Origin of the sequence: Streptomyces termitum (assembly GCF_014650175.1) — a bacterium.
Lineage (GTDB): Bacteria > Actinomycetota > Actinomycetes > Streptomycetales > Streptomycetaceae > Streptomyces > Streptomyces termitum.
Genome location: NZ_BMUL01000001.1, coordinates 296,217 through 322,217 on the forward strand (window position 1 = coordinate 296,217; position 26,001 = coordinate 322,217).

Genomic DNA, 26,001 nt, shown 5'->3' on the forward strand with positions numbered 1-26,001 from the left:
CGGTCGAGTCCGGTCGAGTCCGGTCGAGTCCGGTCGGGTCCGACCGGGTCTGGGCCGGGCCGGGAGGAGCGTCCTAGAGGCGGCTCAGGGAGGCGGCCGTGGTGAGGACGTCGTGGATGGCCTCCCGGTCGCCGTCCTGGCCCGCCGCCGCTTCCTGCGGGGAGATGTGGCCCGCCACGAGCCGGCAGAACTCGACCCCGTCCATGGCGACCTGCGCCACCGTGTGGTCGGGGGAGCCGAGGGCCGCGGGGGAGTCCAGCGCGATGTACCAGTGGCCGCCGCCCACGCCCTCGACCTCCAGGTGGAGGGAGCGGCCGGGCGAGCCCGCGGCGACGAGCCGGCGGGGCGGGGCCGCGCGTCCGGACCGGCGGCGGTGGGCGAGGGCGCCGGGCAGCAGCCGCGCGGCGAGGTCGATCATGCCGCGCAGGTGCGGGCCGCTGGGCGGGTCGTACGGGTAGGCGACCGCGTTCGCGATGTCCTCCGCGTGGACCCAGCACTCGAAGGCCCGCTCCAGCAGGGCGTCCTGGAGGGGGAGGGCGAATTCGCCGTAGGTGACGGTGAGGTCGGCCGCGCCGGGCCCGGCGACGGAGACGGTCTGGACGAGGGCGTGGCTCTGGTCCCGCCAGGGCGCCCGCAGGGTCCGGTTGGGCGGCCGGTCGAGCGCCTTCCAGAAGGATTCGGTCCGCTCGGTCGGCGTCAGTTCGGGCACGTCGGGCCCGAGCGGGTCGGCGAGGCCGAGCGCGCCGGAGACCAGGCCGTCGACGGCGAGGAGGTGGCCGATGACTCCGGCGACGGTGGACTTGCGCCGCACCAGGGCGTCGTCCTCGTACCACTTGAGCCGTACGGGCGCGTGCCACTCGGATTCGCCGATGTCGCGCAGCAGCGCGTCGAGGCGGGCGGTCTCGGCGTCGTAGGGCGCGGCCCAGGCGGGGACGGGGATGCGGGCGGGGCGCCGCTTGAGGCAGTTGTCCAGGACGCGGAAGCGCAGCATGGGGTCGAGGTCCAGGTCGCGGTCCTCGTGGAGGAGGCTGACCGCGTTCCGCAGCCGGAGGGCTTCCTCGGCGCAGGGCGCGCAGCCGGTGAGGTGGTCCTCGACGGCCTCGGTCTCGGCGGCCGAACACGCCGAGAGTGCCCAGGCCCCGAGGAGGGACTTGAGCACGGTGTGGCTGAGGGGCACCTCCGCTCCGGGGGCTTCCGGTGGGCGCGGGGCGCGTGCGGGGCCGTCGTCCTCGCCGTTCGCCCCCGTCACAGGATCCGTCCGTGGCCGCCCGGCGGTCCGTCGAGCGGCCGGGTCTCGGCGGTGGCGAGGAGCTGGAGTCCGAGCCGGAGCCTGCGCCGGGCCTCCTCGTGGGTGATGGAGAGGTCGGCGGCGGTCTGGCGGTAGTCCCGCCGCTGGAAGTAGGCGAGTTCGAGCGCCTTGCGGAGCGGGGCGGGCATGGAGGTGGCGATGTAGTCGGCGCGGGCGGCGACGCCGGCGCGGTGCACCTTGGCCTCCAGCTCCTCGGCGGAGCCGACGCCGGTCTCGGCGTAGGCGGTGGTCTCGGTCTGTCGGAGCCTCTGCACGGCCTCCCGCTGGGTCAGCCGGGCGACCCAGGACCGCATGCTGCCCTGCCGGGGGTCGTAGGCGTCGGGGTTCTCCCATATGTAGCCGAAGACCTCGCGGGTGATCTGGTCGGCGGCCCGGTCGTCGTCGAGGACGCGGTGGGCGAGGCTGTGCACGAGGGAGGCGAACCGGTCGTACAGCTCGCCGAGCGCGGCGGCCTCGCCGCGGGCGAGCCGCTGCTGCATCCTGCGGTCCCAGCGCGGTGGTGTGAGGTGCGCCATCCGAGCTTCACCACCCTTCCGCTTCCGTACGCGCCCTGCTGCCCGTCGGGCCCGACCCCGTGCGGGGACCGGCCCGTCTCTGTCCGGGGGACCAGACTTTCCTGTTCCGAACTCCAAAGTAATGCGGTGGGCCCGCGGCGCACGCCCGTTTGCCGCAAGTGCGCCCTTGACGCGGGTGCGGGTGGTAAGGAAAGCGTCATCCGCCCTTACGGGGGGTTTCGCCGGTGTCCCCCTGGGCAGGCGCCCGTCCGTGACGACGATCGAGGCCCATGAGGACGACCACGGCGCGTGGACGGTGCTGCGCCTGAGCGGCGAGCTGGACCTGGTGACCTCGCCGCGGATACGCAGGCGGGTGCACGACGCCGTCGCGGCGGGCCGGCACGATCTGGTCGTCGACCTCTCGGACGTCCTCTTCTGCGACTCGACCGGGGTCGGGGTGCTGGTGGCCGCCCGCCGGCTGCTGCGCTCCTGCGGCGGGCGGCTGCGCCTGGTCCTCCCGCCGGAGCCGGGCCGGGGCACGGGGGACGGCCGGGGCCACGTGACCCGGGTCTTCTCGGCGCTGGGCGTGGTCCGCCTCTTCGACGTGTACGAGGACGTCCCGGCGGCCCTGGAGGCGGGCGCGCCCGTCCCCGTGCCCTCGCCCGCCCCCGTACCCCCGCGCGCGCCGTCCCCGGCCCCGCCTCCGGTGGTGGTCAGTCCGCGGCGGCCGGGGTCCCGAACCGCTCCCTGAGCTTGTACTTGAGGACCTTGCGCAGGGTGTCGTTGCGCGGCAGGGCCGCCACGACCTCCAGTCGCTCCGGCAGTTTGTGGACGGAGAGCCCGGCCGCGCGCAGGAAGCCGGTGACGTCGGCGAGGGTGAGCGGCGGGGCGTCCGCGGGCTGTTCGACGACGGCGCAGACCAGCTCGCCGCGCTCGGGGTCGGGGAGGCCGACGACGGCGACGTCGCCGACCGCCGGGTGCTCGTGCAGGAGGTCCTCGATCTCCTTGGCCGAGATGTTCTCGCCCTTGCGGATGATGACGTCCTTGGCCCGGCCGGTGAGCACGAGGTGCCCGGTCGGGGTGAGGCGGCCGAGGTCGCCGGTGATCAGGAAGCCGTCCCGGTCGAAGGCGGCGGCGGTCTGCTCCGGGTCGAGGTAGCCGCGGCAGACGGCTTCGCCGCGCAGCCGTATCCCGCCGTCGGCGTCGATCCTGATCTCCATGGCGGCGGGCGGCCGGCCCTCGGTGGTGGCGAGGTTCTCGGGGGTGTCGTCGGGGTCCCCCATGGTGATCATGGGGACTTCGGTCATGCCGTAGCCGTGGGTGAGCTGGCAGCCGAGCTCCTCGCGGACGGCGTGGTACAGCTCGGGCGGTTTGGGGGCGCCGCCGCCGGCGAGGAGCCGGAGGGAGGGCAGGACGGGCGTGCCGGGGCGGGCCCGCTGCTCGGCGAGGAACATCGCGTAGAAGGCGGTGGAGCCGCCGGCGATGGTGACGCCGTGGGCGCGGTAGGCGTCGAGCGCGCCGGGCAGCGCGAACTGCTCGGACATGAGGGCGGGGAAGCCGTACAGCAGCAGCATGACGAGGTAGTCGGGGCCGCCGATGTGCGCGTACGGGAAGGCGATGGAGCCGACGTCGTCGGGGCGGGGGCGCAGCGCGTGGGCCAGGCAGGAGCCGCCGGCGATCAGGGAGCGGTCGGTGTGCAGGACGCCCTTGGGGTCGGAGGTGGTGCCGGAGGTCCAGTAGATCCAGCGGACGTCGGTGCCGGTGCCGGGCGCGGGGGGCGGCGGCAGGGTGCCGGGGTCGCCGTCGGGGAGGGTGTCGTACGCCTCCAGGACGCCGCGCGCGCCGAGCCGCCGGGCCATGGCGGTGTGGTCGAAGCCGCGCCAGGTGCCGGGCACGACGAAGTGCTCGGCGGCGCAGGCGCGCAGCGCGAAGCCGACCTCCTTGTCCCGGTGGAAGGGGATGACGGGGGACTGGACGGCGCCGAGGCGGGTGAGCGCGGCGGAGAGGACGGCGGTCTCCAGGCGGGTGGGGAGCTGCCAGGCGACGACGGTCCCGGACCGCACGCCGCGCGCGTACAGCCCGGCCGCGCACCGTTCGGCGCGGTCCCTGAACTGTCCGAAGGTGAGGACGCGGTCGTCCTGGAGGAGGACGGGCCGGTCGGGGGTGAGGGCGGCGCGGCGTTCGACGAGCTCCCAGAGCGTGCGGGACGCGCCCAGGTCCTGCGGGGTTTCGGTCATGCCCGGACTCCTCTTCGCTGACGGACCGTCAGATCGTGCGGAGAGCGTAGAGGGCCGGTCCTTGTCGGTCCAGGGGTGCGGGGCTAGCCTGGCGGCACCGGGATCTGACGATCCATCAGATATCAGGAGGGGTCATGACCGAACCGCCCCGCGCCACCGGCGCGGAAGAGCCCGCCCGCGCGATCCGGCCCGCCCGCTCTCCCTCCGCACCCCGGCCCGCCCGCGCCGCCGAGGGCGCCCGCTCCCGGGGGCGCGTCTGATGGACCTCACCCACACCGAGGAGGACGAGGAGTTCCGCGCGGGGCTGCGGGCGTGGCTGGCCGCCGTGCTGCCCGGACTGCCGCCGCGCCCCGACCCGCTCGACTGGCCGGCCCGGCGGGCGTACGACTGCGGCTGGCAGCGGCGGCTCTACGACGCGGGGTACGGGCACGTCCACTGGGACGCCTCGCCCGCCCGGCGGCTGGTCTTCCTGGAGGAGACCGAGCGGGCCGGCGCCCCCTACGTCGGCGCCAACTTCGTCGGTCTCCTGCACGCCGGGCCGACCATCGCCGCCGAGGGCACGCCCGAGCAGCGGGAGCGCTGGCTGGAGCCGGTGCTGCGCGGCGACGAGGTGTGGTGCCAGGGCTTCAGCGAGCCCGGCGCCGGCTCCGACCTGGCCTCCCTGCGGACCCGGGCGGTCCGGGACGGGGACGCGTACGTCGTCACCGGGCAGAAGATCTGGACCTCGCACGCCGAGGTCGCCGACTGGTGCGAACTCCTGGTGCGCACCGGCACCGAGGGGCCCCGGCACCGGGGCATCACCTGGCTCGCGCTGCCCATGGACGCGCCGGGCGTGACGGTCCGCCCGCTGCGCACCCTCGCCGGCTCCGCCGAGTTCGCCGAACTCTTCCTCGACGAGGTGCGGGTGCCGGTCGCGAACCGGGTCGGCGAGGAGGACGACGGCTGGCGCGTCACCATGGTGACCCTCTCCTTCGAGCGCGGCACCGCCTTCGTCGGCGAGGTCGTCGCCTGCCGCCGCCTCCTCGGCGAACTCGCCCGTACGGCACGGGCCAACGGCACCTGGGACGACCCGGCCCTGCGCCGCCGCCTCGGCCGCCTCTCCGCCGAGTTCCTGGCCCTGTGGCGGCTCACCCAGCGCAACGTCAGCGAGGCCGGGGCCGGCGGCGTGCCCGGCACCGGCGGCTCCGTCTTCAAGCTGCACTACTCGCACGCCCGCCAGGAGCTGTACGACGCCGCCGCCGAGGTCCTCGGGCCCGACGCGCTCGACCTCGGCCGGGAGTGGACCCTCGACCGGCTCTCGTCCCTCTCGTACACGATCGCCGCGGGCACCAGCCAGATCCAGCGCAACATCGTCGCCGAGCGCATCCTCGGCCTGCCGAAGGGGCGGTGAGCGGGACCGTGGACTTCCGACCGAGCGAGGACCAGCGGGATCTGGCGCGGGGGATGCGGGAACTGCTCGCCGGGCGGTTCGGCCGCGAGGCGCTGCGGGCCGCCGCCGACGGCCCGGCCCGGCTCGACCGGGCGCTGTGGAAGGAGCTGGGCGAGGCGGGCCTCTTCGCGCTGCGGCTGCCGGAGGCGGCGGGCGGCGTCGGGCTCGGACTGCCGGAGGCGGTGCTGCTCTTCGAGGAGGCGGGGCGGGCGCTGCTGCCCGGCCCGCTGGTCGCCACCCACCTGGCGGCGGGGCGCGTGCCGGGGGCGGCGGAGGGGACCGCCGTCGTCACGGAGGTCTCGCCGGAGGGGCTGCTGCCGTGGGCGGACGACGCGGACGTGGTCCTCGGCCCCGCCGCCGGCGCGGTGCCGGTGCGGTCGGTCGATCCGCTGACGCCCCTGCACCGGGTGCCCGGCGGGCCGGCCGGACTCCGCTGGGAGGCGGTGCTGCTGACCGCCGCCGAGCAGGTCGGGTCCGCCGCCTGGTGCACCGACGCGGCCGTCGCGTACGCCGGGCAGCGGGAGCAGTTCGGGCAGGTCATCGGCGGTTTCCAGGCGGTCAAGCACCTGTGTGCCGGGATGCTGGTGCGGACCGAGCTGGCGCGGGCCGCCGTGCACGGGGCGGCGGTCACCGCGGAGCCGGTGGAGATCGCGGGGGCGAAGCTGCTCGCCGACGAGGCGGCGGTGGCGAACGCCCGGGACTGCCTCCAGGTCCACGGCGGCATGGGCTTCACCTGGGAGGCGGACGTGCACCTCCACCTGAAGCGGGCCTGGGTGCGGGCCGCGCTGCTGCTGCCGGGGGCGCGCGCGGCGGAACGGGTGGCCGACGCGCTCTAGGCCCGTACGGGATCCGGGGCCGTACGGGTCCCGGGTCCGGCCCGGTCCGGACCGGCTCCCCGGTCTCTTCCGGAGCGTGTCCACGGACCGTGAGCGCGCTCCCACCGGACCGGGTGAACAGCGGGCGAACTGGTGACGGAGCGTGTTCGATTCGGGGTGCGAGCCGATATCGGGTTGTGTCCTGCGGGGGGCCGTCACGGGCCGGAAGGGACGTTCCGCTCCGGTACTCTCCGGGGGACGCGCGTGCTCGCGGGCCCGGGATCGCGCCCCGCGTTCGACCTCCCCGCCGAGTGCGTCGCACAGTATGGACCATGCGTACTCCTTCGCGCTGGAATATGCCCGAAGCGCTTGTTGCGGTGACTGTACGTCAACCATGCTGTCTCGCAAGGTAATCACGTTCCGTGAAGGTGTGTTCGCCGGTTCGGATGGTGTGAACGGTGCAGGTGCTTCAGGTTCAGTTGGAGGTCGGGCCGGACCCGGCGGAGGTGGGCCGTGCGCGGAGGTGGGCCAGGAAACGGCTCGCCGGCTCGGGCATAGGGGAGGACGAGCCGCTCGCGGAGACGCTGGTGCTGCTCATCTCCGAGCTGGTCACCAACGCGGTGGTGCACACCGGCTGCCCGGCCGTGCTGCGGATGCTCTTCGCGGCGGAGGGAGGGGTGCGGGTGGAGGTCGCCGACGCGAGCGATCGGCCGCCCCGGCCCCGCCATGCCGCCGGCGAGGACACCAACGGGCGCGGGCTCGAACTCGTGGACGGTCTCGCCGACCGGTGGGGCTGGCAGCGCGAGGGCGTCGGCAAGAGCATCTGGTGCGAGGTGGACCGGTCGCCGGCCGACCCCGTCGCCGGGGAGGGCTTCGGCTCACCCGGCCGGGTGCACTGTTGACGGTTCGTTCCGTTTTGCCCACCCTGGGGTGAGCGATTCGTGGCGAGGGGAGCCGAGGGCCGTGCGCCCTCGGCAGGTGCGGGTCGTGGCCGGGCGGCGGCCGTACGTGCCGTGCTCGGGGCGCGCGCGGGCGCGCCGCCGCCCGCCGCCTTTCCGCGCGCCCCTCGTCCTCCGGCCCGCCCTCGCACGCGCCTTCGTGCGCGCCCCCGCGGCCCCCGCACGTGCCCTCGCGCGGCCCCCGTGCGGCCCCCGTGCGTGCCTTCGCGCGGCCCCCGTGCGCGCCCTCGGGCGGTCAGAGCAGGGCGACCGGGGCGACCGGCGTGCCGGTGCCGCCGACGAAGGGCTCCGGCATCGCGGAGAGCAGGAAGGCGTACCGGCCTTCTTGTGCACAGGCTGTGGACAGTTCTTCCAGGTTCCAGTTCTGGCCCTGGAGCATCCCCATCTCCACCAGGTCCAGCGCGTGCACCGGCAGCCACAGGTCCTCGATCTCCGGCGGGAAGATCTCGAAGGTCAGCGTGTCGTTGGCGACGGCCGCCACGTCCCGCGCGTGGAACCACTCCGGCGTGCGGACCGAGAGCCCCGGCGACGGGAAGGCGTACCCGTGCCGGTCGCCCGCCAGGTACGCCCGGATCTGCCCCGTCCGTACGAGGACGACATCGCCCGCCCGGACCGTGACCCGCCCGAACTCCGCCGCCTCGTCCAGGTCCTCCGGGGTCACCGCGTGGTCGCCCGGCAGCCGGTCCACCCCCTTCGCCGCCGCCACGTCCAGGAGCACCCCCCGGCTGACCAGGTGCCGGGCGGTGTGGATGCCGCTGAAGGCCGCCCGGCCGTGCGCGGTGACGGTGTCGGCGGGGCGGCCGTTGTAGATCCGGCCCGAGTGCGAGGCGTGCGTGAGGGCGTCCCAGTGGGTGCCGGCCTGGAGGCCGAGGGTCACCGCGTCGTCGCTGGTGGCGACCGTGCCGGGGCCGAAGAGCTCCTGGTTGACCTGCACCATCACGTGCAGCGGGTTGACCCGGCCGGGGATCATCCCGGTCTGCACCCCGTCCTGCTTCAGCTCCACCGCGAGCGGCACGCGCAGGCCGCGGCGGACGGTGGCGGCGGCCTCCCGCACCACCTCGTCGGTGATCAGGTTCAGGGTCCCGATCTCGTCCTCCCGGCCCCAGCGGCCCCAGTTGTTGACGCGCGCGGCGATCTCGTGGAAAGCGGCGGGGAGGGACATCGGGGCCTCCGGGGTCTTGTTTTCCGGCATCTGGCGACCCATAGAATCTAACGGACCGTCAGAAACTGCGGGAAGGGGCCGGAGATGGGGAACTTCTTGGCGGGCAAGGTCGTCGCCGTGACCGGGGCGGGACGCGGTATCGGCCGCGCCGTCGCCCTCGCCTGCGCGGCGGAGGGCGCCAAGGTCGTCGTCAACGACTACGGGGTCTCCGTCGAGGGCGGCGAACCGACCTCCGAGATCGCCGCCGGGGTCGTGAAGGAGATCGAGGCCGCGGGCGGCACCGCCGTCGCCGTCGCCGACGACATCTCCACGATGGCCGGCGGGCAGCGGGTCGTCGACACGGCGCTGAGCGCGTACGGCCGGATCGACGGCGTCGTCTGCGTGGCCGGCATCCTGCGCGAGCGGATGCTGTTCAACATGTCCGAGGAGGAGTGGGACCCCGTCGTCGCCACCCACCTCAAGGGCACCTTCACCGTCTTCCGGGCCGCCTCCGCCGTCATGCGCAAGCAGGGCTCCGGCACGCTCGTCGGCTTCACCAGCGGCAACCACCAGGGGTCGGTGGCCCAGGCCAACTACGCGGCGGCCAAGGGCGGGATCATCTCGCTGGTCCGCAGCGCCGCCCTCGGCCTCCACAAGTACGGCGTCACCGCCAACGCGGTCGCGCCCGTCGCCCGGACCCGGATGTCCGCCAACGTGCCGATGGAGCTGAAGGAGATCGGGGAGCCGGAGGACGTCGCCGCGCTCGTCGTCTACCTGCTCTCCGAGCGGGCCCGCGAGGAGCGGATCACCGGCCAGGTCTACACGATCGCCGGCCCCAAGATCGCCGTCTGGGCGCAGCCCCGCGAACTGCGGGCCGGATACGCGGAGGGCGGCGGGTGGACGCCGGAGCGCATCGCGGACTTCCTGCCCGGGACGGTCGGCACCGATCCGATGCCGATGCTGGCCCGGCTGGAGGAGATGGCCCGCGCGGCGGCGGAGGGCGCGCGCCCGAACCAGTGAGCGGGACGGACGACCGGTACCGGTAACAGGAGACGAGGGAGGGGCTGTCGTGCGGGGTGTGGTGTTCGACGGGAAGCGGGTCGAGGTCGTCACGGACCTGGAGGTGCGGCCGCCGGGGCCCGGGGAGGTGCTGGTCGGCATCCGGGCCGCCGGGCTCTGCCACAGCGACCTGTCCGTCATCGACGGGACGATCCCCTTCCCGCCGCCCGTCGTCCTCGGACACGAGGGCGCCGGGGTCGTGGAGGCGGTCGGGGAGGGGGTGCGGCACGTCGTCCCCGGCGACCACGTGGCGCTCTCCACGCTCGCCAACTGCGGGGCCTGCCCCGACTGCGACACCGGCCGCCCCACCATGTGCCGCAAGGCGATCGGGATGCCCGGGAAGCCCTTCTCGCGCGGCGGCCGGGACCTCTACCAGTTCGCCTCCAACTCGTCCTTCGCCGAGCGGACCGTCGTGAAGGCGGTGCAGGCGGTGAAGATCCCCGAGGACGTGCCGTTCGCCTCCGCCGCGCTCCTCGGCTGCGGCGTCCTCACCGGCGTCGGCGCCGTCCTGAACCGGGCCCGGGTGGCCCGGGGCGACACCGTCGTCGTCATCGGCACCGGCGGCATCGGGCTGAACGTCCTCCAGGGCGCCCGGATCGCGGGCGCGCTCACGATCGTCGCCGTGGACACCAATCCGGCGAAGGAGGAGGTGGCCCGCCGCTTCGGCGCCACCCACTTCCTGCCCTCCGCCGACGGCGTCCGCGAGGTGCTGCCGACCGGCGCCGACCACGTCTTCGAGTGCGTCGGCCACACCGGTCTGGTCCGCACCGCCATCGACCTCCTCGACCGGCACGGGCAGGCCGTGCTGCTGGGGATGACGGCGCCGAAGGCGGAGGCGAGCTTCCCGCCCGCCGCGATGTTCCTCGACAAGTCGGTCCTGGGCTGCCGGTACGGCTCCTCCCGCCCCCAGAAGGACATCCCGCTCTACGCCGAGCTGTACCGCTCCGGAGCCCTCCTCCTCGACGAACTGGTCACCGCCTCGTACCCGGTGGAGGAGTTCGACCGGGCCCGCGAGGACGCCGAGGCGGGCAAGGTCGCCCGGGGGGTGCTGGTCTTCTAGCCACGGGCGGCCGTGCGGTCAGCGGCAGCGCCAGTTCGTGGAGTCGCTCGCCGCGGCGTTCAGCCGGGACCAGGTCTGCGGGCCCACGATGCCGTCCTGCGTGATGCCGACGCACGCCTGGAAGTTCCGGACGGCCCGCTCGGTGGCCGGGCCCCAGTCGCCGTCCTTCGTCAGCGAGCCGTAGGTGTTCGGGGAGAGGGAGTTGTTCAGCTCGCACTGGAGCTGCGTCACCGCCGTGCCCCGGTCGCCGTAGGCCAGCTCGGGCTCCGCGGCGGTGTACCCGCACTTGTCCGGGATGATCGCCGCGTTCGCGGCGGGCGCGGCCAGGAGGCCGCCCGACAGGACGAGTCCGGCGGTGGCGAGACCGGTCAGCAGGCGCTTGCGCATGGGTGTTCCCCCTTCGGGACGGGCCGGCCGGATGCCGGGCCCGGACCGACCGTAGGCGCCGCCCGGCCCGTCCCGGCCGTCTCACGGGTCCCGGACACGTCCCGGGACGCGTTCCCGGGACGTACCCGCCCGGGGGCCGTTCGCCCGGCCGGTGACCGCCCGCCCCCTCAGCCGTCCGCCTGGGGGAGGCGGAAGGTCCGGCGGTAGGCGCTGGGGGTGACCCCGATCGCGGCGGTCAGCTGGACCCGCAGCGACTGGGCGGTGCCGAAGCCGGCGTCCCGGGCGATCCGGTCCACCGGCAGGTCGGTGGTTTCGAGCAGGTGCCGGGCCCGCTCGATGCGCTGCCGGGTGAGCCACTGGCCGGGGCTGACGCCGACCTCGTCGCGGAAGCGGCGGGTGAAGGTCCGCACGCTCATCGCCTCCCGCTCGGCGAGGTCGCGCAGTTGCAGCGGCTCGTCGAGGTGGGCCAGGGCCCAGGCGCGGGCGCCGGTGGTGGTGTGCGCGGTGCCGTCCGGGACCGGGCGGGCGATGTACTGGGCCTGGCCGCCGTCCCGGTGCGGCGGGACGATCGTGCGGCGGGCGACGTCGTTGGCGACGGCCGCGCCGTGGTCGCGGCGCACCAGGTGCAGGCACAGGTCGAGCCCGGCGGCGACGCCCGCCGAGGTGAGGACGTCGCCGTCGTCGACGAAGAGGACGTCCGCGTCGACCCGCACCGACGGGAAGAGGCGCTGGAAGTGTTCGGCCGAGGCCCAGTGGGTGGTGGCCGGGCGCCCGTCGAGGTGGCCGGCGGCGGCGAGCACGTACCCGCCGGTGCAGATGGCGACGAGCCGGGTGCCGGGCCGGATGCGGGCGAGGGCGGCGGCCAGGTCGGCGGGGAGCCTGCCCTCCTCGTAGACCGGCCCCAGTTCGTACGAGGCGGGGACGACGACCGTGTCGGCGGCGGCGAGCGCCTCCGGGCCGTGCTCGACGTGGATGGCGAAGTCCGCGTCGGTCCGCACCGGCCCTGCGGTCACGGCGCAGGTGGTGATCGTGTAGAGCGGCCGTCCCTCGGGGTCCCGGGCGCGGCCGAAGATCCGGTGCGGGATGCCCAGCTCGAAGGGGAGGATGCCGGGCAGGGCGAGGACGACGACGCGGTGCGGTGCGGGGCCGGGGCCCGGGGCGGGGTGCGGCACGGGGTTCCTCCCGTCGTGGCGTGGAAAGGGCGGGCGGAGCGGGCCCGGGGGCCCGGTCTCCGGAAAAAGGAGTGGTGGTCCAGACCACTCGGTGGTACCACTGGCTCTCCGTGACGGACAACACCTACAAGTCTGAGGCCGGCGCGCGGATTCCCGCCCCCGTCGTCCCGCCCGCGCTCTGGAACCGCAACTTCCGCCTCTTCTTCACCGCCCGCGCCGCCGCCGTCCTCGGCGAGGGGATGGTGCCGGTCGCCTTCGCCGCCGGCCTCCTCGGCGCGGGCCGCCCCGGCTCCACCGTCGGCTACGCGCTCGGCCTGTGGACCGCCGCCTTCGCCGTCTTCGTCCTCTTCGGCGGCGTCCTCGCGGACCGCTTCACCGCCCGCCGCATGATGATCACCGCCGATCTGCTGCGGCTGCCCGGCGCCGGGCTCCTCGCCGTCTCCTTCGCGGTCGGCAGCCCGCCGCTGTGGGCCGTGTACGGGCTCTCCGTCGTCGCGGGCGTCGGCGCGGCCCTCTTCCAGCCGGGCGTCGCCTCCACGATCCCGCGCATCGCGCCCGACGTGCAGCGCGCCAACGCGGTCCTGCGGGTCGCCGAGGCCCTCATGACGATGGCGGGCCCGGCGCTGGCGGGCCTCCTCGTGGCGCTGTGGAACGCGGGCGCCGCCTTCGCCGCCAACGCCTCCACCTTCGCCGTCAGCGCCGTCTGCTTCCTCCTCATGCGGCTGCCCCCGGCCCCCGCCGACGACCGCAGGCGCGGCTCCTTCGCCGCCGAGCTCGCCCTCGGCTGGCGCGAGTTCCGCTCCCGGAGCTGGCTGTGGGGGGTCATCTCCATCTGGACGGTGTACGGCCTGACGGTGGCCGGGCCGATGGTGCCGCTCACCGCGAGCCTGGTGACCGGCGCGCACGGGTCGGCCGTCTACGGCGTGCTGATGGCGGTCAACGGCGCGGGCAGCGCGCTCGGCGGCCTGCTCGCCCTGCGGATCCGGCCCCGCCGCCCGCTGGCCTCCGGCGCGGTCGCGCTCCTCGGCCTGCCGGTGAACCTCGTCCTGCTCGGCCTCGACGCGCCCGTCCCGGCCCTGGCGGCGGGCCAGTTCGTGGCGGGCACGGCCTTCGCGTACTGGCTGGTGATGTGGTCCACGGCGGTGCAGACGCACGTCCCGCAGGAGGCCCTGAACCGGATGCACGCCTACGACGTCGCCGGCTCCCTGCTCATGATGGGCGTCGGCCGCGCGCTCTCCGGCCCGGTCGCGGGCGTCGTCGGCCCGGAGGCGGTCCTCCTCGCGGGCGCCTCGATCGCGGTCCTGGTGGTCACGGCCCTCCTGTCGGTCCGCCCGATCAGGAACCTGCCCCGGATCTCCTAGCCGCACGGGGGAAGGGGAGGGTGGCCCGATCCGTTGGAAAGATGGCAGCCGGGCCAATGGCGGGGGTACGGGTCCCGGGCGATGCTCATGACATGGCCCAGACGACGGAGGCCCGCCCCTCCACCCCCCAGCCCTCCCGCACCCCCCGCTTCCACCGCGCCTGGTCGGTCGCCGCCGTCACCTTCGTGACGGTCATCGGCGCGGCCGGCTTCGCCTCCCTGCCGGGCCTGCTCATCGAGCCGCTGCACGAGGAGTTCGCCTGGTCGCGCGGCACGATCGGCTTCGCGGTCTCGGTGAACCTCGCGCTGTACGGCCTCACGGCCCCCTTCGCCGCCGCCCTCATGGACCGCTTCGGCATCCGCCGGGTCGTCGCCGCCGCGCTCTCGGTGATCGCGCTCGGCTCGCTGCTCACGGTCTGGATGACGGCCGCCTGGCAGCTCGTCCTCTTCTGGGGGATCCTCGTCGGCCTGGGCAGCGGCTCGATGGCGCTGGCCTTCGCCGCGACCGTCACCAACCGCTGGTTCGCCGCCCGCCGGGGCCTGGTGACCGGCATCCTCACGGCGGCCGGCGCCTCCGGGCAGCTCGTCTTCCTGCCGCTGCTGTCCTGGCTGGTCGAGGACCACGGCTGGCGCCCGGCCGCCGTGACCGTCGCGCTCACCGCGCTCGCCGTCGTCCCCTTCGTGTGGCTGCTGCTGCGCGACCACCCGGCGGACGTCGGCCTCGCCCCGTACGGCGGGGAGTACGCGCCCAAGCCCGCCCCGGTCACCGGCGCGGCCCGCCGCGCGGTCACCGTCCTGTTCAAGGCGGCGCGGACCGGCCCCTTCTGGCTCCTCGCGGGCGCCTTCGCGATCTGCGGCGCCTCGACGAACGGCCTGATCAAGACGCACTTCGTGCCCGCCGCCCACGACCACGGCATGCCGGTCACGGCCGCCGCCGGACTGCTCGCCGTCATCGGCGTCTTCGACGTCGCGGGCACGATCGCCTCCGGCTGGCTCACCGACCGCTTCTCGCCCCGCCGCCTCCTCGCGGTCTACTACGCGCTGCGCGGCGTCTCGCTCCTCTTCCTGCCGATGCTGCTGGCGCCCTCGGTGCAGCCGCCGATGCTCTTCTTCGTCGTCTTCTACGGCCTGGACTGGGTGGCGACGGTCCCCCCGACGATCGCCCTGTGTCGCGAGCACTACGGCGACGACTCGGCGATCGTCTTCGGCTGGGTCCTCGCCTCCCACCAGGTCGGCGCCGCCGCCGTCGCCTTCGCGGGCGGCGTGGCCCGCGACGTCTTCGGCTCGTACGACGTCGTCTGGTACGCGGCCGGCGCCCTGTGCGCGGCGGCGGCCCTGATGTCCCTGGTCATCCGCCGCCCCGGCACCCCGGAGGGCCGCCCGCTCACGGCGTGAAGCCGCCGAACCTTCCCCGGTGGAAGAGGAGCGGGGCGCTCTCGTCGGCCGCGTCGAGGGCTTCCACCCGGCCGACCACGATCAGGTGGTCGCCGCCGGTGTGGACGGCGGTGACGGTGCAGTCGATCCAGGCGGGGGCGCCGGTGACGCGGGGGGCGCCGGTGACCGGGGCGGGGGTCCAGTCGACGCCCGCGAACTTGTCGGCGCCGCTGACCGCGAAGGACCGGCACAGGGGGGCCTGGCCGGCGCCGAGGACGTTGACGCAGAAGGTGCCGGCGGCGGCGATCCGGGGCCAGGTGGTGGAGGTCCTGGCGACCATGAAGGCGACGAGCGGCGGGTCGAGGGAGAGCGAGGCGAAGGACTGGCAGGCGAAGCCGGTGGGGCCCGCCGGGCCGGTGGCGGTGATCAGGGTGACGCCGCTCGCGAAGTGTCCGAGGACCCGGCGGAACTCCGCCGGGTCGAGGGGCGCCCGCTCGTCCTCCCGCACGGCCCGCAGCGCGGGCCGGGGGAGGGGTTCGACGGCCGTGGGCGCCCCGGCCGCTCTCAGGTGTCGGACGGCGCTGGCCGCCATCCCCGCGTGTCCCATCATGTCCAGCATTGAAACTGACGATGCGTCAGATGGGAAGGCCCGCAGCACCCCTCACCGGCCCTCGTACCGCGCCTCCCGCCGCTCCACGAAGCTCGCCACGCCCTCCTGGGCGTCCCGGGTGGTCATGTTGAGCTCCTGGGCGGTGGCCTCGGCGGCGAGGGCGGTGGCCCGGTCGGAGTCGAGGGAGGCGTTGACCAGGGCCTTGGTGAGGGCCAGGGCGCGGGTGGGGCCCTGGGCGAGGCGCTCGGCCCACTCCCGGGCGGTCGCGGCCAGCTCGCCGGCCGGGACCACGCGGTTGACCAGGCCCATGGCGTGGGCCTCGGCGGCCGGGAGGGCGTCGCCGAAGAACATCAGCTCCTTGGCGCGCTGGGGGCCGATCAGCCGGGGCAGCAGGTAGGCGCCGCCGCCGTCGGGGACCAGGCCCCGGCGGGCGAAGACCTCGATGAAGCGGGCGTCCTCGGCGGCGAGGACGAGGTCGCAGGCGAGGGCGAGGTGGGCGCCGATCCCGGCCGCCGTGCCGTTGACGGCCGCGAGGACGGGCTTCTCGCAGTCGAGGACGGCGGTGACGAAGCGCTGGGCGCCCCGCCGGATCATCCGGGCGACGTCCCCGGCGACCCGCTCGCCGTCCGCCCGGGGCCCGCCCCGCAGGTCGGCCCCGGCGCAGAAGCCGCGTCCGGTGGCGGTGAGGACGACGGCGCGGACGTCCGGGTCGGCGGAGGCGTCGGCGAGCAGGCCGATGATCCGTTCGCGCTGGTCCCAGGTGACGGCGTTCATCGCCTCGGGCCGGTTGAGGGTGATCCAGGAGACGCCGTTCTCGACCGCGTGCAGCACGTCGGGGGGCGCGGACGCGGCGGGCTCCGAGGACTCGGCGGGCTCGGCGGGGGCGGGGGCCATGGCGGCGGGCTCCTATCGGCAGACGGCGAGCGCGTCGAGGGCCACCGCGCCCTGGCCGCGCGGCAGCACCATCAGCGGGTTGATGTCGAGTTCGGTGAGGTCGCCGTCGAGTTCGAGGGCCATCCGCTGGACCCGCAGGACGACTTCGACGAGGGCGTCGACGTCGGCGGGCGGGGCGCCCCGGACGCCGTCGAGGAGGGCCCGGCCGCGCAGTTCGTCCAGCATGGAGCGGGCCTCGCGCTCGCCGAAGGGCGGGACGCGGACGGCGGTGTCGTTCAGGACTTCGACGAGGACACCGCCGAGTCCGACGGTGACGGTGGGCCCGAAGAGTTCGTCCCGGGTGACGCCGACGACCATCTCGACGCCCTTGCCGACCATCTGGCAGACGAGGATGCCGTCGAGGTCGATCTGTTCGTAGCGGGCGATGTCGGTGAGGTCGCGGTAGGCGTCGCGGACCTGGCTGGCGGAGGTGAGACCGACCTTGACCAGGCCGAGTTCGGTCTTGTGGGCGAGCTGGGTGCCGGACGCCTTCATGACGACGGGGTAGCCGACGAGCCCGGCGGCGCGGACGGCCGCCGCCGCGCTGGTGACGAGCTGTTCGCGCGGGACGCGGATGCCGTACGCGCGCAGCAGCTGCTTGGCGGCGTGCTCGCTGAGCCGCCGGCCGGGCCGCAGGAGGGCCTGGGCCTTGCGGAGGGACGGCGAGGGGGTGCGGGGGGCCTCGTCGAAGGGGGAGCGGTAGTCGGCGGTGAAGCGGTGGTGGTCGAGGTAGGCCTTCACGGCGCCGACGCAGTTGGCGAAGGTGCGGAAGGTGGCGACGCGGGAGGAGCCGAGGAGGGTGGTGCGGTACGCCTCCTCGGTGCCGACGGGCGAGCCCCAGACCACGCAGACCAGCTTGTCGGTGGCCTCGGCGGCGTCCACGAGGTCCTGGGCGAGCTTGTCGCTCATGGGCGGGAAGGGCCCGGTGATGGGACAGACGAGGACGCCGACGGCGGGGTCGGCGAGGATCGCGTCGATGATCTTCCGGCCGCGCCAGTCGCCGACGGGGTGGCCGCCGTTGTCGACCGGGTTGGCGACGTTGAGGTAGTCGGGGATCCACTGGTGCAGCTCGTCCTGCTTGGCCTGCGGCAGGGTGGGCAGGTCGAGCCCGGCGGCCGTGGCGAGGTCGGCGAAGTGGGCTCCCGTACCGCCGGAGATGGAGTAGACGACGACGCCGTCGGCGAGGGGTTTGCGGGCGCGGGCGAGGAGGGCGGCGGTGTCCTGGAGCTGGTCGAGGCCGTCGACGCGGATGACGCCGAACTGCCGCATGGCCGCGTCGACGACCCGGTCGGCGCCGGTGAGCTTGCCGGTGTGGGAGGCGGCGGTGCGGGCGCCGGTCTCGGTGCGGCCGACCTTGACGGCGACGACGGGCACGCCTTCGCGGGCGGCCCGGTCGGCGGCGAGCAGGAAGGACCGCCCGTCCTTGAGCCCTTCGACGTAGGCGGCGACGGCGCCTACCTCGGGGAGGGAGGCGAAGTAGGAGAGGAAGTCGGCGGTCTCCAGGTCGGCCTCGTTGCCGGTGGGGGCCCAGTGGGAGAGCCGGACGCCGAGCTCCTGGAGGGTGAAGAGGGGGCGGCCCTGGTGTCCGGACTGGGTGATGAGGGCGATGGCGGGGCCGTCGAGGTCGTCGCGGAAGTGCTCGAAGGCGTTGAGGTTGGTGTTGGGGCCGAGGAGGCGGACGCCGCTGCGGCGGACGGCCTCGGCGAGGCGTTCCTGCGCGGCGGCCCCGTCGGCGCCGGTCTCGGCGAAGCCGGAGGCGAAGGCGACGGCGAAGCGGATGCCGGCCCGGCCGAGCTCCTCGACGAGGGGGAGCGGGTCGGAGACGAGGAGGACGGCGAGGTCGACGGGCCCGGGGAGGTCGTCGACGGTGGGGACGCAGGGCAGGCCGAAGACCGTGGTGCGCTTCGGATGCACGGGTACGAGCTCCGCGCCGACCCGCCCGGCCCAGGCGAGCAGTTGCCGGGTGATGCCGGTGTTCGGCCGCCCCTCGGCGTCGGAGGCGCCGACGACGGCGACGGTCCGGGGCCGGAAGAAGCGGTCGAGGTCGGGGACGGCGGCGTGCAGCGGCCGGCCGCTGACGTCCAGGTCGCCGGGCGCGGCGGCGTGCCCGTGGACGGCGTCGCGGGGTGTCTCCCCGCAGGCTTCCACGCGGGCGCGCAGACCGGTGGTGAAGGTGCCGTGGGTCGATCCAAGCATCGTTGCGCTCCGCCCTTCCGTGCTGGAGGCGTCCAGGACAAGTGACCTGACGCACTGTCAGATTACAGAACTGACGCCTAGTCAGGAATGGGGCGGGACGGAAGAAGCACGAAGGCCCCGCCCGGGACTCCCCGGACGGGGCCGTGCGGCCGGCGGTCCGGGCCTAGCGCGTGCGTGCGATCCGGCGGGCGATGCGTTCCGCGTCGAGGGCCATTTCGCGGAGCATGCCGCTGATGGGGTTGGAGAAGCCGATGAAGTAGAGGCCGGGGGCGTGGCGGGGGCTGCGGGCGCCGGAGGCCACGGGGCGGCCCCGCTCGTCGAGGGCGTCGAGGTGGCCGAGGAGGGGTTCCAGGCCGCGCCGGTAGCCGGTGGCGGCGATGACCGCGTCGGGGGCGATTCGGCTGCCGTCGGCGAGCACGACCTCGTCCCCGTCGAAGGACTCGACGGCGGCGACGACCTCGACGGTCCCGGCCTTCACCGCGTCGATCAGCCCCACGTCCTGGACCGGGATGGCCCCGGCCCGCGCGCGGGTGGCGAGGCCGGTGTCCGGGCGGGGCAGGCCGTGGGCGGAGAGGTCGGGGACGGCGAGCCGGTTCATGCCGGTGCCGAGGAGGTCGACCAGGCGGGCGGGGAGCCGCCGCATGAGGATGCCGTTGCGCTGCGAGGCCCAGCCCGCGGTGGTGCGGCGGACGATGTGCGGGACGGTGCGGACCGCGATCCGGACCCGGGCGGCGCCGCCCCCGGCGAGGTCGGCGGCTATCTCGGCGCCGGTGTTGCCGATGCCGACGACGAGGACGTCCTTGCCCGCGTAGCGCTCCGGGTTGCGGTACTCGCGGGCGTGGACCAGCTCCCCGGCGTAGGTGTCGCGGCCGGGCCAGGACGGCACGCGCGGGGTGTGGTTGAAGCCGGTGGCGACGACGACGGCCCGGCCGGTGAGCCGCCGCCCGCCGGTCGCGTGCAGGACCCAGCCGCCGTCCTCGCCGGGGTCGATCCGGTGCACCTCCACCCCGGTCACGACGTCCAGCTCGTGCGTCTCGGTGTACGTCTCCAGGTAGCGGACGACGTCGGCGCGGGCGACCCAGCGGCCGTAGGAGCGGGGGATGCGCAGGCCGGGCAGGGCGGACAGGCGGCGGGTGGTGTGCAGCCGCAGCCGGTCGTAGTGGCCGCGCCAGGAGGCGCCGACGGCGTCGGACCGCTCCAGGACGACGGCGCGGACGCCGCGGGCGCGCAGGGTGGCGGCGACCGCGAGCCCGCCGGGGCCGGCGCCGATGACGTAGACCGGCTCTTGGGGGGTGGTGACCATGACTGCTGAGCGTAATGACGTGTACACGCGGTGGGTCTCGGTCAAGAGGGATTTCGGTTGCGAAACGGTCACGCCGTGCGGGGCTTGCGGAGCGGCGCCGGGTGCGCTGAACTGACGTACCGTCAGTTCCGGGTTCCGGTGCCGGGGAGCGCCCGTACGGCCCCGGTCCCGCCCCCCCCCCCCCCCCCCCCCCCCCCGAGAGCGGAGTCCCCGTGACCGCCACCCCCGACATCGACGCCTTCACCCGCCCCTACTGGGACGCCGCCGCCGAGGGCCGCCTCCTGCTCCGGCACTGCGCCGCCTGCGACCGCCCCCACCACTATCCGCGCGAGTTCTGCCCGCACTGCTGGAGCGAGGACGTCCGCTGGACGGAGGCGAGCGGCCGGGCGGTGCTCTACACCTGGTCCGTCGTCCACCGCAACGACCTCCCGCCCTTCGGCGACCGCGTCCCCTACGTGGCCGCCGTCGTGGACCTGGCGGAGGGCCCGCGCGTGATGACCGAGGTCGTCGGCGTCCCGGAGGCGGACCTCCGGATCGGGATGCCGCTGTCCGTCTCCTTCCGCACGGGCGACGACGGCGTGGCGGTCCCCGTCTTCACCGCCCGGCCGGACAGGCCCTAGACCGGTCCGGCGTACTTCCAGTAGTGGGGGGTGCCGGTCTCGCAGCGGAGGACCGACGCCTGGAAGGACTGGGGGACCAGGCAGGCGTCCAGGGCGAAGTTCTTGACCATGAAGCCCTGGCTGGAGGGGCGGTAGGTCTTCCAGAGCTGGTTCGCCGAGCCGTCGCAGGGGGCGGTGATCAGGAAGGAGCTGGGCTGCGCGTGGAGGCACATCCCCGACTTCTTGCTGATCAGCTGGAAGGTGCCGTCCGACTTGCCCACGTATTTCCAGGTGAAGGAGTACGTGCCCATGGCGTTGCTCGCCTCGCCGCACTTGGTGGCGGCGACCTGGGCGCCGTAGCTGAAGACGACCTCCGCGAGGCAGTCGGTGGTGCCCGAGTTCCGGAGGGAGTAGTACTTCGCCGTCGTCGCCGGAGGCTTGGGCGTGGTGGTGGCGGGGCGCGGGGCGGTCGTCCTCGGCGCGGTGGTCGGCTGGGGGGCGGGCGGCGCGGCCGTCGTCTTCGACCCGCCGCCGGAGCCCCCGGAACCGCCCCCGGAGCCGCCGCCGGACCCGCCCGCCGGGGGCGGCGGGAGCTGGGCCGGGGCGCCGGGCGGCGGCGGGGCCGCCGACGAGGGCCCGCCGGGCGGCGCGGCGGAGGAGGGGCCCGAGGCGGACGGGGAGGCGGAGGCCGTGGTGGTCGGGGCGCCGGGGGAGGCCGGGCCGGGCTGCTGCGGGGCCGCGCTGCTCGGCCCGCCGGACGGCGGACCCTGCGCGCCCGCGCGCCCGATCTCGTACGGCCCGAGGGCGAGCGTCAGGGTCGTCCCCGTGGTGATGACGACGGGCACGGCCATGAGGAGGAGCCGGTTGCGCCGCTGCTTCTCGGGCTTCCCGGGCTGCGAGGTGACGAGCGGGTCGCCCGGCACCGGCACCCGCACCTGCGGGGTCAGGGGCGCGGTGGCCTCGTCCTCGGTGGGGTCGGCGGCCTCCAGCGCGGCCAGGGTCTCGGCGGTCGGCGCCCCGGCGGCGAAGGCGGCGCGCTCCGCGATCCGCGCGGCGACCGGTTCCGGCCAGGCGACCCCGGCGGCCCGCGCGTCCGCGTGCCCGACGAGTTCGGTGGCGGTGGGCCGGTCGGCGGGGTCCTTCGCGAGGCAGGTGCGGACGAGCCCGGCGAGGTCGGGGTCGGTCTCCTCCAGGGTGCCGAAGTCGGGCTGCCCGTGGACGACCCGGTAGAGCAGGTCGGGTCCGGAGCCGTCGCCGAAGGGCGGCCGGCCGTTGGCCGCGTAGAGGATGAGGCTGCCGAGGGCGAAGACGTCGGCGGCGCCGGTCAGTTCGCGGTCGGCGACGGCCTGTTCGGGCGCCATGTAGGCGGGCGTGCCGATGACCATGCCGGTCTTGGTCAGCCTGCTCTGGTCGGCGGCCCGCGCGACGCCGAAGTCGATGAGGGAGAGCCCGTCCTTGGTCAGCATGACGTTGGACGGCTTGAGGTCGCGGTGCACCATCTCGGCGGTGTGCACGGACCGCAGTCCGGCCGCCGCCTCGCGCAGCAGCCGCCACAGGGCGTCGGCGGGCAGCGGCCCGCCGTGGAGCCGCAGCGCGTCGTTGAGGGTGACGCCGGGGATGAAGGCGGTCGCGAACCACGGCGGCTTCGCCAGCCGGTCGCTCGCCAGCAGCCGGGTGCTGGCCCCGGCGGGCAGCCGCGCGAGGTTGTCCAGCTCGTGCCCGAAGTGGCTGAGGAAGTCCGCGTCCTCGGCGAGCACGGGCAGCACCCGCTTCACCGCCGCGTACGTCCCCGGCACGGCCCCCAGGTAGACCCGGCCCATGCCGCCGGAGCCGAGGATGCCGAGCAGGCGGAAGGCCCCGATGCGGCGCGGGTCGTCCTCTTCGAGCGGTATCGCACCGCTGCCCGCCAAACTAGAGTCGTTTTCCAATTCCCCCTGCATGGGCCACAGGGTAGCCGAGTGTCACAGGCAACTGAATCGCCGTCAGCGTCTTGTTACCGGGCTGTGGTTGAAGGTTCCGTGAACGCCGAAGGGCCTCCCCGGTGCGTACCGGGAAGGCCCTTGCGCGCGCGGCCGGTCAGACGCGCGGGGGTGTCCTCGACGGAGCCCCGCGCGGGACGGGTCCCGTCAGAAGACGTTCGTGAACGTGGTGCCCTCGCCCGCGTAGAGCGAGGTCGCCGCCTTCGTGAAGGGGGCGGACCAGCTGCCGGTGGACCGGTAGAGGAAGGTGCCGCCGGAGCCGTACGCGATCAGGTCGGGGCGGCCGTCGTCGTCGACGTCGCCCGCGTTCACGAGCTGGGAGAAGGCGCCCCAGCCGGTGCCGACCTTGGCGCGGTTGGCGAAGGTGCCGTCCCCGTTGCCCAGGTGCAGCCACAGCGTGCCGGAGGCGTCCCGGGCGACGACGTCGCCGCCCGCGCCGCCCGCGATGTTCCCGAGCGCGGTGATCTGGTTGTACGTGTTCCATCCGGTGGCCGCCTTCACGCGCGGCTCGTACGGCGTCTTGTAGCTGCCGGTGCCCTTGTAGAGCCACAGCACGCCCGCGGAGTCGGTGGCGAGGATGTCGGCCTTGCCGTCACCGGTCACGTCCGAGCCGCCGGTGAGCTTGTCGTAGTTCCAGCCCGTGCCGACCTGGATGCGGCTGGTGAAGGTCCCGTCGCCGTAGCCCAGGTACAGCCACAGGACGTGGGAGCCGTCGAGGGCGAGCAGATCGCCCGCCGTGCCCCCGCCGATGTTGCCGACGGCCTCCATGACCCGGTAGTTCCAGCCCGACCCGATCCGGGTCCTGGAGGCGGCCTTGACCACCCCGTCCAGCGGCCGGTCCCGCAGGTCCTCGCGCCACAGCACGCCGGAGGAGTCCCGGGCGAGCAGGTCGGGCGAGCCGTTGTCGTTGAAGTCGTGGGGGTTGGGCGTACGGGTGACCTGCATCGGCAGCGTCAGCCGCACCGGCTCCCCGACGCCGTCGACCTGCGTCGCCACCATCGCCACCGTGTACGCGCCGTTCGGGGCGTCGTCGGTGTACGGACCGCTCGGCCGGAAGACCTCGCCGGACCACTCGAACGAGAACAGCGTGCCGTCGGTGACCGGGTTGATCGACGTCCGGTACGCCTTGCCGGTCGCCGTGTGGGTGACCGTCACGTCCACCACCGCGTCCGGGCGCGACAGCGTCCAGCCCAGCTTCACCCGGCCGCCGGACTTGTCCAGGTCCACCGTGGCCGGGACGTGCGACTGGGTGACGGCGAGCGGGGCGCCCTCCGTCATCTCGGCCGCCTTGGTGACGACCAGCTCGCGGTACGTCTCCGCCGTGCTCAGGCGGAAGACGCCGATGCTGCCGTCGGGGCGCCGCCCGCTGACCAGCGAGTCGCCGCCCTCCAGGGCCGCCAGACCGGTCGTCCCGTTGATCTCGTCGGTGATGACCCGGCCGTCGCCGCTGGACAGCGAGTAGGCGCGGACGCCCTTCGAATGCCCGTAGACCAGCCAGTCGCCCGCCAGGGTGGCGAGCATGTTGGTGCTCTCGGTGCCGAGGACCTTCGTCTCCCGCTCGGGGACCCGGCGGTCCACCGCCACGAGGGTGATCGTCGTGCCCTCGCGCTCGTACCAGGCCACGAACGACGGGGAGAACAGCAGGTGGCCGTACTCGATCCCGCCCTCGGAGGCGCCGTACGTCAGCACGACGGAGGCGGTGGCGATGTCGATCACGGACCGGCCGCCGGCCAGCGGCTTGGTGGTGCTCGCCATGTGGCCGACGAAGACCTGGCCGTCCACGATCGGCGCGTCGCTGTAGAACCGCCGGGCGCCCGCGGGCAGTCCGGTCACGGGCTTCGTGGTCAGACCGGCGGCGGTCTTCGTCACCACGGCCAGCTCCGAGGAGCCGTCGGGCTTCGGCAGCTCGGCCAGCACGGTGTCCGGACCGAGGACGGTCACGTACCGCCCGTCGAGGGAGGTCAGGTCGATGTCCACGGGGACGGAGTCCCGGACCGCCATGTTCCGCAGACTGACCTTGCGCATGTCGCGGGCGGAGGGCGCGTCGCCGAGGACGAGGACGTCCCCGCCCGCCGACGCCCAGCCGCCGCCCGCCGGAATCGTCACCGGAACCGGCGCGCCGCCGTCGAGCGGCGTCCAGGCCATGGCGACCGACGGCCAGTCGTCCTGCGTGAGAAGGCCCGACGGACCCGTGGCCAGCACCCGGGCGCCCGTCGGCACGGCGGGCAGGGCGCCGTCCTGCGCCGCGGCGGCGGACGCCGCGAAGGCCACCGGAGCGGCGGCCAGGGACCCGGCACCGAGCGCGGTCACGGCGAGAACGGCCGTGACGGCGACGGCGAGACGGGAACCGGTGGAGCGGTGCTGCAAGGAAACCCCCAGAAAAGGAAACACGGGCACGAGAAAGTGCCACGCCGGATCGGACACCCGACGGAACCGATCGGTTGTACGAGAGGAGAAAATCCTCACGACATCGGCCGGGCCGGAGCGGAGCATTCCAGGAACGACCCCGTTCCGGCAACGGAAAAAGGCCCCGCACCGGCCGGTCCGGCGGGACGTTCCGGGCGCGGCCCGGGGAGCGGGCGACCCCTCAGCCGCCCGTCCGGCCCAGCACGCCCCGTACGTACGCCGCCTGGCCCGCGTGCTGGAGGCCGTCCGCGATCACCGAGACCAGGCGGACGCCCAGCGTCACCGGGGGGTCCCAGGCCGTGTCCACCACCCGGTCCAGGTCCGCGTCCGTGACCGGGGCCAGCAGTGCGGCCGTCCGGTCCTGCACCGCGTCGTGGTAGCCCAGCAGCAGCGCGGCCGGGGCCCGTACCAGGCCCGCGTCCGCCGGTGACTGCCCGTACCCCGTCGCCCCGGCCGGGAAGGGCAGCCCGAAGCGGTCCCGCCACCCCTCCGCACGCCACAGCTGCTCCGTGCCGAAGGCGTCCGCCAGGTGGTCGTCCTGCACCCGGGTGAGGTGCCAGACCAGCCAGGCGATCGCATTGGCCTCCGGATCCAGCCGGGCGGCGAGCGCGTCCTCGCCGAGCCCCTTCACGGCCGCGTGAACGGCCTCACGGACCCGCCCGAAGCCGTCCAGCAGCAGACCGGCACTCCTCATCACGCCTCCCGGGCGTCGCGCGCCTCCCGCCAGCGGGCCAGCTCCGCCTCGACGTCGAACGGCGCCAGGCGCAGCGGCGGGCCCGCCGGGGGACGGCGCAGGGCTTCCGCGATCCTGGTGTTGATGTCGCCGAGGATCCGCCGGACCTCGCTCTCCGAGCGGGCCGCCGCCACCGCGGCCCCGGCGTCCTCGACGTCCTTGCGGAGCCGGAGGGCGGGCGGCAGTACCGCCACCCCTTCCCGGTGCATCTTCTGCTTGACCCACCACAGGTCGTCGTAGGGGGCCGTGTCGTCGGGAAGGGGCCGGCCGAAGCCGGGGAGCGTCCGGAAGTCGCCGCGCTCCGCCGCCTCCCGGATCTGCCGGTCGACGAAGGACTCGAAGCTGACACCGGGCGGTTTCCGTTCGGTCATGTGTCCAGCGTACGTATCCGGGCCGGGAAGCGTGTGGCGTACGCGGTCTACTGCGGCGGCCCGCCGTCCGGCACC

Annotated in this window: 24 protein-coding genes; 10 read left to right on the forward strand and 14 right to left on the reverse strand. The window is 74.8% G+C overall.

Features of this window, described 5'->3' with window-relative positions:
- Window positions 1–73 precede the first annotated feature (73 nt).
- Together IE219_RS01405 and IE219_RS01410 are read right to left on the reverse strand one after the other, a co-directional pair.
- Window positions 74–1,249 (reverse strand): maleylpyruvate isomerase N-terminal domain-containing protein, encoded by a 1,176-nt coding sequence (locus IE219_RS01405; RefSeq protein ID WP_189974548.1) that lies wholly within the window; start codon window positions 1,247–1,249, stop codon window positions 74–76.
- Window positions 1,246–1,824 carry a sigma factor gene (locus IE219_RS01410; RefSeq protein ID WP_189974550.1) on the reverse strand — a complete coding sequence of 193 codons (579 nt, stop codon included), beginning with the start codon at window positions 1,822–1,824 and terminating at the stop codon, window positions 1,246–1,248. The genes IE219_RS01405 and IE219_RS01410 overlap by 4 nt, the downstream gene beginning before the upstream one ends.
- A gap of 250 nt (window positions 1,825–2,074) precedes the next feature.
- Between IE219_RS01410 and IE219_RS01415 the strand changes: the two genes are divergently transcribed.
- Window positions 2,075–2,554, forward strand: a complete 480-nt coding sequence (locus tag IE219_RS01415; protein ID WP_229849527.1) for an STAS domain-containing protein — start codon at window positions 2,075–2,077, stop codon at window positions 2,552–2,554.
- On the opposite strand, the gene IE219_RS01420 is transcribed toward IE219_RS01415, so the two are convergent.
- Window positions 2,517–4,040 carry a class I adenylate-forming enzyme family protein gene (locus tag IE219_RS01420; protein WP_189974554.1) on the reverse strand — a complete coding sequence of 508 codons (1,524 nt, stop codon included), beginning with the start codon at window positions 4,038–4,040 and terminating at the stop codon, window positions 2,517–2,519. The genes IE219_RS01415 and IE219_RS01420 overlap by 38 nt on opposite strands.
- 134 nt (window positions 4,041–4,174) lie before the next feature.
- Here IE219_RS01420 and IE219_RS32185 point away from each other — a divergent pair, with 134 nt between their 5' ends.
- The 4 genes from IE219_RS32185 to IE219_RS01435 all read left to right on the forward strand — a co-directional run bounded on the left by IE219_RS32185 (window position 4,175) and on the right by IE219_RS01435 (window position 7,186).
- Window positions 4,175–4,300 carry a hypothetical protein gene (locus IE219_RS32185; protein ID WP_268256824.1) on the forward strand — a complete coding sequence of 42 codons (126 nt, stop codon included), beginning with the start codon at window positions 4,175–4,177 and terminating at the stop codon, window positions 4,298–4,300.
- Entirely contained in the window at window positions 4,300–5,430 is a 1,131-nt protein-coding gene (locus IE219_RS01425) for an acyl-CoA dehydrogenase family protein (protein ID WP_189974555.1), read from the forward strand. Before IE219_RS32185 ends, IE219_RS01425 begins: the two co-directional genes overlap by 1 nt.
- An 8-nt stretch (window positions 5,431–5,438) precedes the next feature.
- On the forward strand, window positions 5,439–6,305 hold the full coding sequence (locus IE219_RS01430; protein WP_189974558.1) for an acyl-CoA dehydrogenase family protein: 867 nt from the start codon (window positions 5,439–5,441) through the stop codon (window positions 6,303–6,305).
- Between the two features lie 437 nt (window positions 6,306–6,742).
- A complete protein-coding gene (locus tag IE219_RS01435; RefSeq protein WP_189974560.1) occupies window positions 6,743–7,186 on the forward strand; it encodes an ATP-binding protein in 444 nt (147 codons plus the stop codon).
- A 292-nt stretch (window positions 7,187–7,478) separates the two neighbouring features.
- On the opposite strand, the gene IE219_RS01440 is transcribed toward IE219_RS01435, so the two are convergent.
- Window positions 7,479–8,405: a cyclase family protein gene (locus IE219_RS01440; protein WP_189974961.1), complete on the reverse strand. Its 927-nt coding sequence runs from the start codon at window positions 8,403–8,405 to the stop codon at window positions 7,479–7,481.
- An 84-nt stretch (window positions 8,406–8,489) separates the two neighbouring features.
- Here IE219_RS01440 and IE219_RS01445 point away from each other — a divergent pair, with 84 nt between their 5' ends.
- Window positions 8,490–9,404, forward strand: coding sequence for an SDR family oxidoreductase (locus tag IE219_RS01445; protein ID WP_189974562.1), 915 nt, complete (start codon window positions 8,490–8,492; stop codon window positions 9,402–9,404).
- A gap of 49 nt (window positions 9,405–9,453) precedes the next feature.
- The gene (locus IE219_RS01450) at window positions 9,454–10,503 is read left to right on the forward strand and encodes a Zn-dependent alcohol dehydrogenase (RefSeq protein WP_189974564.1); all 1,050 of its coding nucleotides are present in this window, start codon (window positions 9,454–9,456) and stop codon (window positions 10,501–10,503) included.
- Window positions 10,504–10,521: 18 nt separating this feature from the next.
- Here IE219_RS01450 and IE219_RS01455 read toward each other — a convergent pair whose 3' ends face one another.
- Together IE219_RS01455 and IE219_RS01460 are read right to left on the reverse strand one after the other, a co-directional pair.
- Complete coding sequence (locus IE219_RS01455) at window positions 10,522–10,890, reverse strand: peptidoglycan-binding domain-containing protein (protein WP_189974566.1); 369 nt, start codon at window positions 10,888–10,890, stop codon at window positions 10,522–10,524.
- A 167-nt stretch (window positions 10,891–11,057) separates the two neighbouring features.
- Window positions 11,058–12,062: a GlxA family transcriptional regulator gene (locus IE219_RS01460; protein WP_189974568.1), complete on the reverse strand. Its 1,005-nt coding sequence runs from the start codon at window positions 12,060–12,062 to the stop codon at window positions 11,058–11,060.
- A 110-nt stretch (window positions 12,063–12,172) separates the two neighbouring features.
- On the opposite strand from IE219_RS01460, the gene IE219_RS01465 reads away from it, so the two are divergent.
- Entirely contained in the window at window positions 12,173–13,423 is a 1,251-nt protein-coding gene (locus tag IE219_RS01465; RefSeq protein WP_189974962.1) for an MFS transporter, read from the forward strand.
- Between the two features lie 92 nt (window positions 13,424–13,515).
- On the forward strand, window positions 13,516–14,817 hold the full coding sequence (locus tag IE219_RS01470) for an MFS transporter (RefSeq protein ID WP_189974570.1): 1,302 nt from the start codon (window positions 13,516–13,518) through the stop codon (window positions 14,815–14,817).
- On the opposite strand, the gene IE219_RS01475 is transcribed toward IE219_RS01470, so the two are convergent.
- The 4 genes from IE219_RS01475 to IE219_RS01490 form a co-directional block, all read right to left on the reverse strand.
- A complete protein-coding gene (locus IE219_RS01475) occupies window positions 14,807–15,406 on the reverse strand; it encodes a flavin reductase family protein (protein WP_189974571.1) in 600 nt (199 codons plus the stop codon). The genes IE219_RS01470 and IE219_RS01475 overlap by 11 nt on opposite strands.
- Before the next feature lie 51 nt (window positions 15,407–15,457).
- Window positions 15,458–16,300, reverse strand: coding sequence for an enoyl-CoA hydratase/isomerase family protein (locus tag IE219_RS01480; protein WP_189974573.1), 843 nt, complete (start codon window positions 16,298–16,300; stop codon window positions 15,458–15,460).
- A gap of 12 nt (window positions 16,301–16,312) precedes the next feature.
- The gene (locus tag IE219_RS01485) at window positions 16,313–18,535 is read right to left on the reverse strand and encodes an acetate--CoA ligase family protein (RefSeq protein ID WP_189974575.1); all 2,223 of its coding nucleotides are present in this window, start codon (window positions 18,533–18,535) and stop codon (window positions 16,313–16,315) included.
- Window positions 18,536–18,698: 163 nt separating this feature from the next.
- Complete coding sequence (locus tag IE219_RS01490) at window positions 18,699–19,838, reverse strand: flavin-containing monooxygenase (RefSeq protein ID WP_189974577.1); 1,140 nt, start codon at window positions 19,836–19,838, stop codon at window positions 18,699–18,701.
- A 212-nt stretch (window positions 19,839–20,050) separates the two neighbouring features.
- On the opposite strand from IE219_RS01490, the gene IE219_RS01495 reads away from it, so the two are divergent.
- A complete protein-coding gene (locus IE219_RS01495; protein WP_189974579.1) occupies window positions 20,051–20,458 on the forward strand; it encodes a Zn-ribbon domain-containing OB-fold protein in 408 nt (135 codons plus the stop codon).
- Here the strand turns inward: IE219_RS01495 and IE219_RS01500 are convergent.
- The 4 genes from IE219_RS01500 to IE219_RS01515 all read right to left on the reverse strand — a co-directional run bounded on the left by IE219_RS01500 (window position 20,455) and on the right by IE219_RS01515 (window position 25,926).
- Complete coding sequence (locus IE219_RS01500) at window positions 20,455–22,347, reverse strand: serine/threonine-protein kinase (RefSeq protein WP_229849528.1); 1,893 nt, start codon at window positions 22,345–22,347, stop codon at window positions 20,455–20,457. The two genes, IE219_RS01495 and IE219_RS01500, sit on opposite strands and share 4 nt — an antisense overlap.
- Before the next feature lie 216 nt (window positions 22,348–22,563).
- Entirely contained in the window at window positions 22,564–24,783 is a 2,220-nt protein-coding gene (locus tag IE219_RS01505) for an FG-GAP repeat domain-containing protein (RefSeq protein ID WP_229849529.1), read from the reverse strand.
- Window positions 24,784–25,003: 220 nt separating this feature from the next.
- Window positions 25,004–25,516 carry a mycothiol transferase gene (locus IE219_RS01510; RefSeq protein ID WP_189974583.1) on the reverse strand — a complete coding sequence of 171 codons (513 nt, stop codon included), beginning with the start codon at window positions 25,514–25,516 and terminating at the stop codon, window positions 25,004–25,006.
- The gene (locus IE219_RS01515) at window positions 25,516–25,926 is read right to left on the reverse strand and encodes a DnaJ family domain-containing protein (RefSeq protein ID WP_189974584.1); all 411 of its coding nucleotides are present in this window, start codon (window positions 25,924–25,926) and stop codon (window positions 25,516–25,518) included. The genes IE219_RS01510 and IE219_RS01515 overlap by 1 nt, the downstream gene beginning before the upstream one ends.
- Window positions 25,927–26,001: the final 75 nt, after the last annotated feature.